Origin of the sequence: Streptomyces sp. NPDC052687 (genome assembly GCF_040678395.1) — a bacterium.
Classification (GTDB): Bacteria; Actinomycetota; Actinomycetes; order Streptomycetales; family Streptomycetaceae; genus Streptomyces.
This window is the reverse complement of the sequence record NZ_JBFATR010000059.1, coordinates 24,555-38,551: the sequence shown is the minus strand read 5'-3', so window position 1 is coordinate 38,551 and position 13,997 is coordinate 24,555. Positions and strand designations below refer to the sequence as shown.

Annotated in this window: 13 protein-coding genes; 2 read left to right on the top strand and 11 right to left on the bottom strand. The window is 72.6% G+C overall.

Features of this window, described 5'->3' with window-relative positions:
- The 6 genes from AB0K92_RS30195 to AB0K92_RS30170 form a co-directional block, all read right to left on the bottom strand.
- Positions 1 to 945, bottom strand: a 945-nt coding sequence (locus tag AB0K92_RS30195; protein ID WP_365928125.1) for a serine/threonine-protein kinase, incomplete at its 3' end; no start/stop codon positions are given.
- 31 nt (positions 946 to 976) lie between these two features.
- The gene (locus AB0K92_RS30190; RefSeq protein WP_365928123.1) at positions 977 to 2,518 is read right to left on the bottom strand and encodes a PASTA domain-containing protein; all 1,542 of its coding nucleotides are present in this window, start codon (positions 2,516 to 2,518) and stop codon (positions 977 to 979) included.
- A gap of 68 nt (positions 2,519 to 2,586) precedes the next feature.
- Positions 2,587 to 3,537: a cytochrome c oxidase assembly protein gene (locus AB0K92_RS30185; RefSeq protein WP_365928121.1), complete on the bottom strand. Its 951-nt coding sequence runs from the start codon at positions 3,535 to 3,537 to the stop codon at positions 2,587 to 2,589.
- A gap of 157 nt (positions 3,538 to 3,694) precedes the next feature.
- Entirely contained in the window at positions 3,695 to 4,720 is a 1,026-nt protein-coding gene (locus tag AB0K92_RS30180; protein WP_165996117.1) for a 6-phosphofructokinase, read from the bottom strand.
- A gap of 279 nt (positions 4,721 to 4,999) precedes the next feature.
- Positions 5,000 to 5,728: a type 1 glutamine amidotransferase gene (locus AB0K92_RS30175; RefSeq protein ID WP_165996115.1), complete on the bottom strand. Its 729-nt coding sequence runs from the start codon at positions 5,726 to 5,728 to the stop codon at positions 5,000 to 5,002.
- Positions 5,729 to 5,750: 22 nt separating this feature from the next.
- The gene (locus tag AB0K92_RS30170; protein ID WP_165996113.1) at positions 5,751 to 6,989 is read right to left on the bottom strand and encodes a MurT ligase domain-containing protein; all 1,239 of its coding nucleotides are present in this window, start codon (positions 6,987 to 6,989) and stop codon (positions 5,751 to 5,753) included.
- 155 nt (positions 6,990 to 7,144) lie between these two features.
- Here AB0K92_RS30170 and def point away from each other — a divergent pair, with 155 nt between their 5' ends.
- A complete protein-coding gene (gene def, locus AB0K92_RS30165) occupies positions 7,145 to 7,690 on the top strand; it encodes a peptide deformylase (RefSeq protein ID WP_365928118.1) in 546 nt (181 codons plus the stop codon).
- A gap of 51 nt (positions 7,691 to 7,741) precedes the next feature.
- On the opposite strand, the gene AB0K92_RS30160 is transcribed toward def, so the two are convergent.
- Complete coding sequence (locus tag AB0K92_RS30160; RefSeq protein ID WP_365928116.1) at positions 7,742 to 8,386, bottom strand: TetR family transcriptional regulator; 645 nt, start codon at positions 8,384 to 8,386, stop codon at positions 7,742 to 7,744.
- Between the two features lie 170 nt (positions 8,387 to 8,556).
- Here AB0K92_RS30160 and AB0K92_RS30155 point away from each other — a divergent pair, with 170 nt between their 5' ends.
- Positions 8,557 to 9,783 (top strand): acyl-CoA dehydrogenase family protein, encoded by a 1,227-nt coding sequence (locus AB0K92_RS30155; RefSeq protein ID WP_365928114.1) that lies wholly within the window; start codon positions 8,557 to 8,559, stop codon positions 9,781 to 9,783.
- A 203-nt stretch (positions 9,784 to 9,986) separates the two neighbouring features.
- Here AB0K92_RS30155 and AB0K92_RS30150 read toward each other — a convergent pair whose 3' ends face one another.
- The 4 genes from AB0K92_RS30150 to AB0K92_RS30135 form a co-directional block, all read right to left on the bottom strand.
- Positions 9,987 to 10,220: a DUF6213 family protein gene (locus tag AB0K92_RS30150; protein WP_165996104.1), complete on the bottom strand. Its 234-nt coding sequence runs from the start codon at positions 10,218 to 10,220 to the stop codon at positions 9,987 to 9,989.
- 25 nt (positions 10,221 to 10,245) lie between these two features.
- A complete protein-coding gene (locus AB0K92_RS30145; RefSeq protein WP_365928112.1) occupies positions 10,246 to 11,631 on the bottom strand; it encodes an NADP-dependent succinic semialdehyde dehydrogenase in 1,386 nt (461 codons plus the stop codon).
- Positions 11,632 to 11,750: 119 nt separating this feature from the next.
- Positions 11,751 to 12,215 carry an NUDIX domain-containing protein gene (locus tag AB0K92_RS30140; protein ID WP_365928110.1) on the bottom strand — a complete coding sequence of 155 codons (465 nt, stop codon included), beginning with the start codon at positions 12,213 to 12,215 and terminating at the stop codon, positions 11,751 to 11,753.
- On the bottom strand, positions 12,212 to 13,750 hold the full coding sequence (locus tag AB0K92_RS30135; protein WP_365928108.1) for an ATP-dependent DNA ligase: 1,539 nt from the start codon (positions 13,748 to 13,750) through the stop codon (positions 12,212 to 12,214). The genes AB0K92_RS30140 and AB0K92_RS30135 overlap by 4 nt, the downstream gene beginning before the upstream one ends.
- Between the last annotated feature and the right edge of the window lie 247 nt (positions 13,751 to 13,997).

The following is a 13,997-nucleotide window of genomic DNA, read 5'->3' as shown; positions in this document are numbered from 1 at the left end:
CTCGTGCCCGTCCGGCGCCATGCCCCACGGCGGCTGCGACGCCGGATCCGCCGCCACGCGCCCGGGCGTCCGCGGCTGCGGCACGACGATCGCCGCCAGCGCCGCCTCGGCCTCGGCCGCCCCCATCCGCCGCGCCGGATCCTTCACCAGCAGCGCCCGTACGACGGGCTCCAGCGCGCCCGAGCGCACCGGCGGGCGCGGCTCCTGCGCGACCACGGCGGTCAGCTCCGCCAGCTGCGACTCCCGCTCGAAGGGGCCGCGCCCCTCCACGCCGTAGTACAGCGTGCAGCCCAGCGAGAACAGGTCCGCGGCCTCGGTGGGCGGCCCGCCGGTGGCCCGCTCCGGTGCCAGGTAGCCGGCGGTGCCCACCAGCGCGGACGCCAGCGTGTAGCGCGGCTCCCCGGCGTCCGGCCGCACCGAGATCCCGTAGTCGGTGAGCAGGACACGCCCGTACGGCGCCCCCGAGCGGTCCGGCGCGAGCAGGATGTTCGCCGGCTTCACATCCCGGTGCAGGACACCCCGCTCGTGGCCCGCGGTCAGCGCGTCCAGTACCGCCAGACCGATCCGGCCACACTCCGCCGGGGCGAGCGGACCGCGCCGGGCGACCAGCTCCCGCAGGTCCACGGCGCCCGCCACGTACTCCATGACGATCCACGGCAGCCCCTCGTGCTCCAGCACGTCGTGCACGGTCACCACGTGCGGATGCCCGCGCAGCCCGGCCGCGTGCCGCGCCTCCGCCCGAGCCCGCGCCACCCGCGCCTCCCGCTCGTTCTCCGCCTCCGCCGGATCCCGGAACACGATCTCCTTCAGCGCCACCTCACAGGCCAGCCTCTGGTCATGGGCCAGCCACACGTGCCCCATCCCGCCGCTGCCGAGCCGGTGCAGCAGCAGATAGCGGCCGGCGATGACCCGGCCCACTCCCGACGTCGAGGGTCCTGAGGACATCCGGTGACTCCCGGTTCTGGCGGGGGGGGGGCTACGGAGCGGTGGGGGTGGAGGGCGGGGCGGGGGAGGGGGGTGGTGAGGGCGGCGACGGCGGGGACGGCGGGGACGGCGGGGACGGCGGCGGCCTGGTGGAGGAGGACGACGACGGTGGCCCGGTCCCCGGCGGGGAGGCGGACGGAGGCCGCTCGGGTGGCTCGCGGGTGGGGATGGAGGACGTGGGGGAGCCCGAGGAGCCCGGCGAGCCGGACGGTCCGGGCGGACCCGGTGAGCCGGGGGAGTCCGGCGGGGCCGACGGCCTGGAAGGTTCCGGCGGCGCTGACGGGCCTGACGGACCTGACGGCCGCGGCGCATCCGACGATCCCGGAGAGCCGGAGGGGTCCCGTGACTCGCCGGGAGCCGAAGCGTCCGAGGAACCCGAGGCTCCCGACGACGGCGACGAACCCGACGACTGGGACGAACCCGAGGACCCCGGAGAGTCCGACGGACCGGAGGAGCCGGAGGAGCCGGATGAACCCGGCGAGCCCGATGAGCCCCCGGAAGCGGACGGACCCGACGAGTCCGAGGAGCCCGACGACCCGGAGGACGCCGAGGCCGGGCCCGACCCGTCTCCCGGCCCGCCCTCCGGTCCACCACCCCCACCCCCGGCCACCCGCACCCGCACGAACGCGCCGAACGGCAACCCGGTCCCCGCCGGCGGATCGGACGCCGTGACCCGGCTGCCCTGCGGCGGCAGCCCGCCCCCGTCGACGGCGACGGCGAGCCCCGCCCCGGCCAGCATCCGGCTCGCCCGCCCGAACGTCGTCCCGGTCACGTCGGGCACCGCACGCCGCTCGCTCGCGTCGAAGACGGAGTCGTCCGCGCCGGTCGTCCCGGCGGGCCGGTGAATGCCCCGGGCGGGGTCCTCGACGTCGACCAGGGCCAGCCGGTCCAGGGTCCGCGGCGCGGGCCGTACGGCCACGACGGAGGCTCGGTCGAAGCCCCGCCACCGCTCGTTGCCGTCCTCGAACCGGACGGAGATCCTGCCGGTGTCCCCCTCGAAGGGCCGCAGCGGATTTCCGCACGAGCATTTCACGGCGGGCATCCCCCGCTCATCGACGAGAATCGCGATTCCGGCCTGGAGCAGGGCGTCGAAGGGAACCGCTTTTTCCTTCTTGTAGTCGTGGTTCTTCACCAGGGTGTCGGTCCGGAGAAGAACCGGAGTCAGCCGGTCGAGATATTCCGGAATCCCATCGGTGGTGACATCGAGCACGGAAGCCCAGGCCTGTGCTTTCCGCTCGTTCGCGGGATCGGTGAGGAATTCCTCCAGCCGGTCGACATCGCAGATCTCCGGCTGCCGCGTGCCGCCGTAGAGACCCGGTGTGTCGCCCTGCTGGATCCCGCCGGGCGCAGGTCGCGACCGTACGACGGCGTCATGGCCGAGCCCGGCGTCCTCGTCGAAGAACGGCGCCAGGGACGGCACACCCGCCGCCACGGCCTTCACTGCGAACGTTTGTGCGTCGCTGCTGCATCCGTTCAGGAACAGTACGCACACCAGCGTGATCGCGACCTTGCGCAGCACAACGCGAACGGTCATCACCGCTCCCCCCGGCGGTCCCCCCGACGCGTTTCATGCTACTGGCCCGGACCGGCCGGAAAAGAAGTTCAGCGACTTTGTGCGTTCAGTGAGGCCAAATAGGCGTTGTACGCCTCGAGTTCCTTGTCACCGTCGCGGTCCGCGGCCCGGTCCTTGCGCTTGGCCTGCCGCTGTTCGGAGCCGTACCACTGGAACAGCAGCACGATCAGCACCAGCACGGACGGGATCTCGCTGAACGCCCAGGCGATGCCGCCCGCCGCGTTCTGGTCGGAGAGGGCGTCGATGCCGAGGGAGGCGGGCGGCTCGGTGTAGGTCTCGACCATCGGCTGCGAGGCCATCATCAGGGCGATGCCGAAGAACGCGTGGAACGGCATGCCCGCGAACAGCTCCAGCATCCGCATCAGATAGCCGGGCCGGTGCGGACCGGGGTCCACGCCCATGATCGGCCAGAAGAACACCAGGCCGGTCGCGAGGAAGTGCACCATCATCGCGATGTGCCCCGGCTTGGACTCCATCAGGAAGTCGAACAGCGGGGTGAAGTAGAGGCCGTACAGGCTGGCGATGAACAGCGGGATCGTGAACGCGGGGTGGGTGACGATCCGCATGTACCGGCTGTGCAGCAGCATCAGCAGCACCTCGCGCGGCCCCTTGCGGCCCCGGCCGGCCGGCGGCAGTGCCCGCAGCGCCAGCGTGATGGGCGCGCCGAGCAGGATCAGGATCGGCGACAGCATGCTGATCACCATGTGCTGCACCATGTGCACGCTGAACATGACCATGCCGTAGTCGTTCAGCGCGGTGTTCATCATGAGCCCGATGCTGAGCACACCGGCGAAGAAGAAGAGGGTCCGCCCGACCGGCCACTTGTCACCGCGCCGGGTCAGCCGGACGACGCCCCAGCCGTAGAGCGCCAGTCCCAGCAGGCACGCGACGAGAAAGAAGGGGTCCGCGGACCACTGGAGCCCCCTCCCCAGCGTGAACGGCGGCAGATCCATCATCATGCCGTGCCCGCTGTGATCCATCCGCCGGCTCCTGATTCGTGGGGGGTTTGTGCTGTCTGTACCGCCCACAAGAGTAGAGCGGCCCCCGGCCGGCCTTTCGACCGGGGGCCGCTGGACTCACCTCAGGGGCGCGGGGAACAGCGCGAGAAACCGCGGACGACCCGCACCCGCCGGACGGCTACAGCACACACTCCGCTTCCGCGTACCGCTCCTCCGGAACGGTCTTCAGGGACTCCACGGCCTCCGCCAGCGACACCATCACGATGTCCGTCCCCCGCAGCGCCGTCATCATCCCGAACTCGCCGCGATGGGCGGCCTCCACCGCGTGCCACCCGAACCGCGTCGCCAGCACCCGGTCGTACGCCGTGGGCGTCCCGCCCCGCTGCACATGCCCGAGGATCACCGGCCGCGCCTCCTTGCCGAGCCGCCGCTCCAGCTCCACGGAGAGCTGACGGGCTATCCCGGCGAACCGCTCGTGCCCGTAGATGTCCTTGCCGCCCTCGTCGAAGGCCATGGTGCCGGGCTTCGGCTTGGCGCCCTCCGCGGCGACGACGATGGCGAACCGCTTGCCCGCCGCGAACCGCTCGCCGACCTTCGCGGTCAGCTCGTCGATGTCGAAGGGCCGCTCCGGCACGACGATGGCGTGCGCGCCCGCCGCCATCCCCGAGTGCAGCGCGATCCAGCCGGTGTGCCGGCCCATGACCTCGACGATCAGCACCCGCTGGTGGGACTCGGCGGTGGTCTTCAGCCGGTCCAGCGCCTCCGTGGCGACGCCGACCGCCGTGTCGAAACCGAAGGTGACGTCGGTGACCGCGATGTCGTTGTCGATGGTCTTCGGCACGCCCACGATGGGCAGTCCGCTGTCCGACAGCAGCCGGGCCGCCTTCAGCGTGCCCTCGCCGCCGATCGGGATGATCGCGTCGAGGCCCAGCTCCGCGACGTACCCCTTGGCCCGCTCCACGCCGTCCCGCAGATGCTCGGGACGGACCCGGGAGGAGCCGAGGATGGTGCCGCCGCGGGCGAGGATGCCGCCGACCGCGTCAAGGTCGAGCTTCGTGTAGTCGCACTCCAGGAGGCCTTTCCAGCCGTCCCGGAAACCGATGACCTCGTCGCCGTGGTCGGCGACGGCACGGTGCACGACGGACCGGATGACGGCGTTCAGACCGGGGCAGTCGCCGCCGGACGTGAGGACACCAATGCGCATAGCCCGAATACCTTCTCGACGTGGGCCGGTGACCGGACCACGCTGTCCGGCGGGAATCCCCGCCACCCTAGCGGCATTCGGGGGCGGGGCCGAACCGGGCGTCCGCCTGCTGGACGACCCCGCTCACCTGTGTGGATGCACCGTCAGACGGGCTGGTGAACCCCCGACGGCAGACCGGTTACGCAGGCTGCCGCGCAACGGGTTCACGCAGGCTGCTGCGCAACGGGTTCACGCAGGCTGCTGCGCAACGGGTTCACGCAGGCTGCTGCGCAACGGTGTTCACGCAGGCTGCTGCGCAGCCGCGATGCGCTCGTTGCGCAGCGCCTCGTACCAGCGGTCGTCCACCGGCGGCAGCGCGTTGACGTCGAGGGCCAGCTTGAGCAGGTGGTCCGCGATCAGCGGGTTGCGGGCGAGGACGGGACCGTGCATGTACGTACCGAAGACGGTGTCGTTGTACGCCCCCTCCGTGCCGTCGCCGGTGCCGTTGCCCTTGCCGAGCCGCACCTGGGCCAGCGGGCGGGCCGTGGGGCCGAGGTGGGTGACGCCCTGGTGGTTCTCGAAGCCGGTCAGCGGCGGCAGGCCGAGCCGCGGGTCGATGTCCGCGAGCACGTCACCGACGCACCGCTCGCCCTCGCCGCGCACCGACACCACGTCGAGCAGGCCGAGGCCGGGCTCACGCTGGCCGAGGTCGTTGATGAACTCGTGGCCGAGGATCTGGTAGCCGGCGCACACCGAGAACACGATGGCGCCGTTCTCCACCGCGCGGTGCAGACCGCCGTCCCGGCGCAGCCGCTCGGCCGCGAGCCGCTGCGGCCGGTCCTCGCCGCCGCCGATCAGATAGATGTCACCCGAGGTCGGGATCGGCTGGTCGCTGCGTACGTCGAGCCGGGCCACGTCCAGGCCCCGCTGCCGCGCCCGGCGCTCCACGACGAGGACGTTGCCCTGGTCGCCGTAGGTGCTGAGCAGGTCGGGGTAGATCCAGACGATCCGCAGACCGTTGTCGCTCATAGTCACTGTCCTTCCGACTCACTCAGTTGCCGACGCGGCGGCGCAGATCCTGGAACGCCGTGTAGTTCGCGATGACCTCGATCCGGCCCGGCGGGCACATCTGCACGGCCTCGTCGAGGTTGTCGCAGACCTGGAAGTGCTGGTTGGCGACCTCCAGGCGCACCGCCAGGTCGAGCTTGCGGTCACCGATGACGAAGATCGGGTGGCCGGTGAGCCGGGTGTAGTCGACGTCCCACAGCCAGGAGGTGTCGGTGCCGTCGGCGCTGCGCGCGTTCACGGAGAGGATCACCGGGGTGGGCGGCGGGTCGATCAGGGAGAACGTCTCCAGCCACCCGGCCGGGTTCTTCGCCAGCAGCAGCCGCAGGTCGCGGCCCTGGAACTGGACGACGTCATAGCGTCCGGCGACGGCCTGCACCTGGTACATGCGCTCCAGGGCGACCTGCGGCGGCACCCCGAACACGGCGGCGACGGCGGCCGAGGAGGCGGCGTTGGCCTTGTTGGCGCGCCCCGGCAGCTGGAGGTGGATCGGCCACGCCGAGCCGTGCGGGTCGAGGACGTGGTCGCCGGAGAGCGCCCAGCTCGGGGTGGGCCGGCGGAAGCCGCACTCGCCGCAGAACCAGTCGTCGCCGGGGCGCTGCATCACACCGCCGCAGGCGGGGCAGGACCAGGCGTCGTCCTTCCACATCTGCCCGGCCGCGACCCAGATCACGTTGGGGGACGACGAGGCCGCCCACACGACCAGCGGGTCGTCGGCGTTGGCCACGATCACGGCCTTGCAGCCGGCCAGGCCCTCGCGCCAGTTCTCGGCGAGCATCCGGGTCTCGGCGGCCCGGTCGAGCTGGTCGCGCGAGAGGTTCAGCAGCGCGATGCACTTCGGGTCGGTGTCCCGGGCGACGCCCGCGAGGTACTTCTCGTCGACCTCGATGACGCCGTACTTGGCGTCCGAGCCGCCCGCGAGCGCCGAGGTGATGCCGGCCGGCATGTTCGCGCCGAGCGCGTTGGACACGACGGGGCCCGCGGCCCGCAGGGCCTCGGCGATCAGCCGGGTCGTGGTGGTCTTGCCGTTGGTCGCCGAGACCAGGACGACGTCCAGGTTCTGGGCGAGCCGGGCCAGGAGGTCGGGGTCGAGTTTCAGAGCCACCCGGCCACCGATCACCGAACCGCTGCCGCGTCCCGCGGCACGGGATGCCGCTGCGACCGCCTTGCCCGCGGTCACGGCCAGCTTGGCCCGCGGCGTCAGCGGGTCCGAGTTGCCTGCCATCAGTTCTCGATCCTCCTTGCGTACGCGCCGCGCCTCAAGCCTTCGGCAACGTGGTGGTGGTCAGCCTATCGAGATCCATTCGCACTCCCGAATCCCGGCCCGCGCCCGCGGCTGTGCGGCACTGCGAGGGCTGAGGGAACCGTACCCTTGCGGCCATGCGACACGGCTCGATCCCGGGCGCCCGCGGGCGCGTCCGGCCCCTCACCCTGTTCGGCGACCCCGTTCTGCACACGCCGTGCGCGGAGGTCACCGACTTCGGCCCCGAACTGTCCCGGCTCGTGGAGGACTTGTTCGCGACGATGTACGCGGCGCGGGGGGTGGGACTGGCGGCGAACCAGGTGGGGGAGTCGCTGCGGGTGTTCGTCTACGACTGCCCGGACGACGAGGATGTCCGGCATCTCGGACATGTGGTGAACCCGCGTCTGGTGACGGCGGACGGTGTCGTGATCCGGGGCCCGGAGGGCTGTCTGTCCCTGCCGGGCCTGGAGGCGGGCACGGAGCGCCACGACCACGCGGTCGTCGAGGGCTTCACGATGACCGGCGAGCCGGTCACGATCCACGGCACGGGCTTCTTCGCCCGCTGTCTCCAGCACGAGTGCGACCACCTGGACGGGAAGGTCTACGCGGACCGCGTGGAGGGCTGGCGCCACCGCAGGCTGATGCGGAAGGTGAGCCGGGCCTCGTGGCACCGGCCGGGCTGAATCCGTCAGGTGCGCGGGGCGCCGCACAGGGCCCCGGCCGGAAGGCGGCCGTCAGAACCCCGGGCCCCCCGCCTTGTCCCCGGCGGCCGCCAGCCGCCCCCACAGCAGATCGGCCAGCGCGCGCACCAACTCCTGCCGCGAGCACGGCCGTTCGCCCAGCCACCAGTCCCCGGCGGCGTGCATCATCCCGACGATGCCGTGCCCCCAGACCCGCGCCAGCCGCTCGCTGGCCGGGCCGAGGTCGACCCGCTCCTGGATGACCTTGCCCAGCTCCTCGCCCATCCTGCGCAGCACGGGCGCCGAGTGCTTGCCCACGTCGAAGCCCTGGTCGCCGGCCTGACCGCCCTCCGCGGGGTGCATCAGGAACCGGTAGACCTGCGGCCGGGCCTCGATGGCCGCGAGATAGGTCTCCAGGGTCTTCTCGACCCGTTCGCGCCGGTCCGCGGGCGCGTCCAGCGCCGCCCGCAGGGAGCCGAGGAGCGCGTCGGTGTGGCGCGTGGCGAGCGCCGCGTAGAGTCCGCCCTTGTCACCGAAGTGCCGGTAGAGGATGGGCTTGGTGATGCCCGCCTCGGCGGCGATGGCGTTCATCGACGCCTGCGGCCCGTCGCGCAGCACCACCCGGTCCGCGGCCTCCAGCAGCTCGCGCCGTCGGCGGTCGGCGGACCGCTGCTGCTCGGTCCGCTGCGTGGTGTCCATGGTCTCTCCCCACCCGTGCTCTCTCGGTGACGCCTGCGCAAAGTAGCACCCGACGGCCCTGGCGCATCGAACGGGCTGCCGGGGGGACCGGGTGAGTTGACTTTTCCTACCCACCGGTAACAGACTGCCGGTTACCGCAAGTAACACGCACGTGCGCCGCTGGAGGGGACATGGCCGAGTTCACCATGGAGCTGAACGACGAGCAGAAGGAGGTCAGGGACTGGCTCCATGGCTTCGCCGCCGACGTGATCCGCCCCGCCGCCGCCGAGTGGGACGAGCGCGAGGAGACCCCCTGGCCGGTCATCCAGGAGGCCGCGAAGGTCGGCATCTACTCCCTCGACTTCTACGCCCAGCAGTACTTCGACCCCACCGGCCTCGGCATCCCCATGGCGATGGAGGAGCTGTTCTGGGGAGACGCGGGCATCGCCCTGTCCATCGTCGGCACCGGCCTCGCCGCCGTCGGCGTCCTCGCCAACGGCACCGAGGAGCAGATCGGCACCTGGATCCCCCAGATGTACGGCGACGCCAACGACGTCAAGGTCGCCGCGTTCTGCTCCTCCGAGCCCGACGCGGGCTCCGACGTCGCCTCCCTGCGCACCCGCGCCGTCTACGACGAGGCCAAGGACGAGTGGGTGATCAACGGCACGAAGACCTGGGCCACCAACGGCGGCATCGCCAACGTCCACGTCGTCGTCGCCGTCGTCGACCCCGAGCTGGGCTCCAAGGGCCACGCGTCCTTCATCGTCCCGCCGAACACCCCCGGCCTGTCCCAGGGCCAGAAGTTCAAGAAGCACGGCATCCGCGCCTCGCACACCGCCGAGGTCATCCTCGACAACGTGCGCGTCCCCGGCTCCTGCCTGCTCGGCGGCAAGGAGAAGCTGGACGAGCGGCTGGCCCGCGCCCGCGAGAAGGCCAGGGCGGGCGGGGAGCGCGTGAAGAACGCCGCGATGGCCACCTTCGAGGCGTCCCGCCCGGCCGTGGGCGCCATGGCCGTGGGCACCGCCCGCGCCGCGTACGAGGTCGCCCTCGACTACGCGAAGACCCGCGAACAGTTCGGCCGCCCGATCATCGACAACCAGGGCGTCGCCTTCCAGCTCGCCGACATGCGCACCCAGGTCGACGCCGCCCGCCTGCTGGTGTGGCGCGCGTCCTGGATGGCGGTCAACGGCAAGCCGTTCACCGCCGCCGAGGGCTCGATGTCGAAGCTGTTCGCCAGCGAGACCGCCAAGAAGGTCACCGCCCAGGCGATCCAGATCCTCGGCGGCAACGGCTACACCCGCGAGTACCCGGTGGAGCGCATGCACCGGGACGCCGCCATCTACACCATCTTCGAGGGCACCAGCGAGATCCAGCGCCTGGTCATCGCCCGCACCCTGTCGGGCATGCCGATCCGGTAGCGAACGGCACACCGGCGCGCCGGCCGGGAGGGGCGTCTGTCATGCTGGCCGCATGATCGTCCTTCCCGGCCTGATCGGCCTGCTGGTGCTGCTCGCCGTCGCCGCCGGCGGCTGCTGCGTCGTGCGCGAGCTCCACCGCGAGTGCCGGGCCCGGCGGCGCGCCTGACGCGGGGCCCCGCCCGGCGGGCGGCCTGACGCGCGGTCTACGGCGCTCCGCTGCTGTGCGCGATGCACGCCACGTCGATCCGGTCGGCCAGCTTCGCCAGCTCGATCGTCAACGCGGCCACGGTGTCCTCGTCGAGCCCCTCCTCACCGGCCTCGACGAGATGCAGCCACCGCCCGCCCACCATGCGGAGCAGCTTGCTCACATCGGCCGCGGCCACCTGAAGGTTCCCGCGGTCATCGACGATCAGAGGCAGAGTCACTTCGCGGTTCACAACCGGGATCGTATCCGCGCGGCCCTCACACACCGTGCCAAACCGTGGTGATGTTGCAGAACTCGCGGATTCCGTGCCCGGACAGCTCACGCCCGTAACCGGACCGCTTCACTCCGCCGAACGGGAACGCCGGATGCGAGGCGGTCATCCCGTTGACGTACACACCGCCCGCCTCCAGGTCCCGTACGAACCGGTCGACCTCGCTCTCGTCGCGGGTCCACACGTTCGAACTCAGGCCGAAGGGCGAGTCGTTGGCGATCAGTACGGCCTCGTCCAGATCGCCCGCCCGGTACAGCGTGGCGACCGGTCCGAACGCCTCCTCGCGGTGGATGCGCATCTCGCGGGTGATGCCGGCGAGCACCGTCGGCGGGTAGTACCAGCCCGGTCCCTCGGGCCGTTCGCCACCGCACAGCACGGTCGCGCCGCCGCGCACCGCGTCGTCCACCAGCTCCTCCAGATCGGCCCGCCCGCGCTCGCTGGACAGCGGCCCGACGTCGGTCTCCTCGTCCGTCGGGTCGCCCACCTTGAGCGCCTTCATCCCGGCCGTGAACCGCTCGGCGAAGGCGTCGTAGACGTCCGTGTGCACGATGAACCGCTTGGCGGCGATGCAGGACTGACCGGCGTTCTGGCAGCGGGCGTTGACGGCCACCTCGGCGGCCCGGTCCAGGTCCGCCGACGGCATCACGACGAACGGGTCGCTGCCGCCCAGCTCCAGCACCGTCTTCTTGATCATCTCTCCGGAGGTGGCGGCGACCGCGCGGCCCGCGGGCTCGCTGCCGGTGAGGGTGGCCGCCTTGATCCGCTCGTCGCGCAGGATGTCGTCGACCGCGGCGGAGCCGATCAGCAGGGTCTGGAACGTGCCCTCGGTGAAACCGGCGCGGTGGAACAGGTCCTCCAGGTAGAGCGCGGTCTGCGGCACGTTCGAGGCGTGCTTGAGCAGTCCGACGTTGCCCGCCATCAGCGCGGGCGCGGCGAACCGGATCACCTGCCACAGCGGGAAGTTCCACGGCATCACCGCGAGGACCGGGCCGAGCGGACGGTAGCGGACGCGAACGCGGGAAGCGCCCGAGTCCTTCACGTCGGCCTCGGCGGGCTCCTCGTCGGCCAGCAGCTCCTCGGCGTGGTCGGCGTACCAGCGCATCGCCTTGGCGCACTTGGCGGCCTCCGCGCGCGCCTGGCGGACCGGCTTGCCCATCTCGGTGGTGATCACCCGGGCGATGTCCTGCTGGTCCTCGTCGAGGAGGTCGGCGGCCCGGTGCATCAGCCGGGCCCGTTCGGCGAAGGAGGTCGTCCGGTAGGTGCGGAAGGTGGCCTCGGCGAGCTGGATGCGGCGTGCGATCTCCTCCTCGCCCATGGCCTGGTACGTCTTGACCGTCTCGCCGTTCGCCGGGTTCACCGTCGCGATGGGCATGGCTGACCTCCTGGCAAGGGACTGTGCTTCGACCTTCGCGCGCGGCGGCGGGGGCCGCAACGCGGGGCGTCCGTATTGATCTGTGGGGATCCGTGTCGATCCGATCGCCTCCGGGGCGCTCAGGCCGAGTGCTCCGCCAGCCGGTCGAGAAACGCGGCCTGGGCGGAGACGATCACCTCACGGGCCGCGTCCAGGCCGAACCAGCTCACCCGGTCCAGCTCCGGGAACTCCTGCGTACGCCCGCTCCTCGGCGGCCACTCCAGCGTGAACGTGCCGGGCACGACCGCGGCCGGGTCCAGGTCCCCCTCCACCGCCCACACCGTGACGATCTTGCCGCCGGTCTGCCGGACCTCGCCGAGCGGTACGGCCTCCCCGTCCGGCGGCGCCACCCCCAGCTCCTCCTCGAACTCACGGCGGGCCGCCTCCCAGGCCGGCTCGTCCGGGTCGTACTCGCCCTTCGGGACGGTCCACGCGCCCGCGTCCCGCCGGGCGAAGAACGGGCCGCCCATGTGCCCGAGCAGCACCTCCGGGCCCCGCTCGGTGCGCCGGAACAGCAGCAGGCCCGCGCTGCGCCGCGCCGTCACCGCCCTGCCTCCGGGTGCGCGGCCAGCACGGTCTCGACGGTGTCGGCGTCCTCGGGGCGCTTGTCCTCGCGGTAGCGGACCACGCGGGCGAAGCGGAGGGTGACGCCCGCCGGGTAGCGGGTGGAGCGCTGCAGGCCGTCGTAGGCGATCTCCACGACCAGTTCCGGCCGCACGGTCACCACCTGGCCGTCGTCGGACACCGCCAGCTCCCGCAGGCGGTCCGTCTGCCAGGCCAGCATCGCGTCGGTCATGCCCTTGAAGGTCTTGCCGAGCATGGCGAACGAGCCGTCCGCGCGGCGGGCGCCCAGGTGCAGGTTGGACAGCTTGCCGGTGCGCCGGCCGTGCCCCCACTCGGCGGCCAGGACCACCAGGTCGAGGGTGTGCACCGGCTTCACCTTCAGCCAGGACGCGCCGCGCCGGCCCGCGCTGTAGGGCGCGGCGAGATCCTTGACCACCACGCCCTCGTGGCCGCGTTCCAGGGTCTTCGCCAGGAACTCCTCCGCCGCGGGCAGGTCCGCGGGGCCCGACACCACCGTGCGCCGCACCCGCATCGGCTCGGGCACCAGCCGGGCCAGCTCCGCGTGCCGCTCGGCGAACGGCAGGTCGAGCAGATCGCGGCCGTCGACGGCGAGGGCGTCGAAGAAGACGGGCGAGACCGGGACCGCCTCGGCGGCGGTCGCCACGTCCACCCGGGAGCCGACCCGGCCCGCGGTCTCCTGGAACGAGCGCGGCCGGCCGTCCTCGTCGAAGGCGATGACCTCGCCGTCGAGCACGAAACGCTCGCCGCGCAGCTCCAGCGCCGCCGCCGTCACCTCGGGGAGCCGGTCGGTGATGTCGTCGAGGGTGCGCGTGTACAGCCGCACGGCGGCGCCGTCCCGGTGGACCTGGACGCGGATGCCGTCCAGCTTCTCCTCCACCGCGCACGCGCCCAGCTTGCCGACCGCCTCGGCCACCGAGGACGCGCTGTGCGCGAGCATCGGCAGCAGCGGGCGGCCGACGGTGAGCCGGAACCGCTCCAGGGCCGCCGGACCGTCCGTCAGCAGCGCCTCGGCCACCGCCTGGAGGGAGCCGGCCAGCATCACCGCGCGGCGCACGTCGGCGGGCGGCGCGCCCGTCGCCTCAGCCAGGCCCTCCACGGCCGCCGCGTCCAGCGCGCCCTGCCGGACCTCGCCGGTGAGCAGCCCGAGCAGGAACCGCTGCTCGTCCTCGGTGGCGGCGCCCATCAGTTCCCCGACCAGCCGGACCCGCTCGGCCTGCGAGCCGGGCCCCGCGACCCTGCCCAGCTCGGTGAGCCGGGCGTCCACCTCCCGCACGGTCAGGGTCGGTTCGGCGGCCGGGGCGACCGGCCGGCCGAGCACCTTCCAGCCGACGCCGAGCCGCCCCTGCGGCAGCCGGCCCGCCAGATACGGGATGACGACCGGGGCGTCCGCCGCCTCCGCCTCCCGGAAGAGCTGCGCGAGCAGCGCGGTCTTGCGGGACCGCGCCGACGTGGCGGCGACCTCACGGGACACCTGGGCGAGCCGGGCGAGCAGCATGCGTTTCATGGTGCACCGCGCGGGGCGGTTCCACACCTGCGGGCCGACGCCGTTTGACGCCGCGCATGCCGCTCGACGCGGCGACGGCGGCGCGCGGGCGGGGACGGTCCGGGCACACCTGCGGGCCGCGACGGTCCGGGCACACCTGCGGGCCGCGACGGGCCGGGCACACCTGCGGGCCGCGACGGGCCGGGCACACCTGCGGGCCGCGACGGTCCGGACACGCCTGCGGGCCGGGACCGGCCGG

Coding starts and splice junctions, on each gene's coding strand:
- AB0K92_RS30180 (WP_165996117.1), bottom strand. CDS start 4,720: ATGCGCATTGGTGTCCTCACGTCCGGCGGCGACTGCCCCGGTCTGAAC.
- AB0K92_RS30185 (WP_365928121.1), bottom strand. CDS start 3,537: ATGGATCACAGCGGGCACGGCATGATGATGGATCTGCCGCCGTTCACG.
- def (WP_365928118.1), top strand. CDS start 7,145: ATGCGACACGGCTCGATCCCGGGCGCCCGCGGGCGCGTCCGGCCCCTC.
- AB0K92_RS30135 (WP_365928108.1), bottom strand. CDS start 13,750: ATGCTGCTCGCCCGGCTCGCCCAGGTGTCCCGTGAGGTCGCCGCCACG.
- AB0K92_RS30170 (WP_165996113.1), bottom strand. CDS start 6,989: ATGGCAGGCAACTCGGACCCGCTGACGCCGCGGGCCAAGCTGGCCGTG.
- AB0K92_RS30155 (WP_365928114.1), top strand. CDS start 8,557: ATGGCCGAGTTCACCATGGAGCTGAACGACGAGCAGAAGGAGGTCAGG.
- AB0K92_RS30175 (WP_165996115.1), bottom strand. CDS start 5,728: ATGAGCGACAACGGTCTGCGGATCGTCTGGATCTACCCCGACCTGCTC.
- AB0K92_RS30160 (WP_365928116.1), bottom strand. CDS start 8,386: ATGGACACCACGCAGCGGACCGAGCAGCAGCGGTCCGCCGACCGCCGA.
- AB0K92_RS30190 (WP_365928123.1), bottom strand. CDS start 2,518: ATGACCGTTCGCGTTGTGCTGCGCAAGGTCGCGATCACGCTGGTGTGC.
- AB0K92_RS30145 (WP_365928112.1), bottom strand. CDS start 11,631: ATGCCCATCGCGACGGTGAACCCGGCGAACGGCGAGACGGTCAAGACG.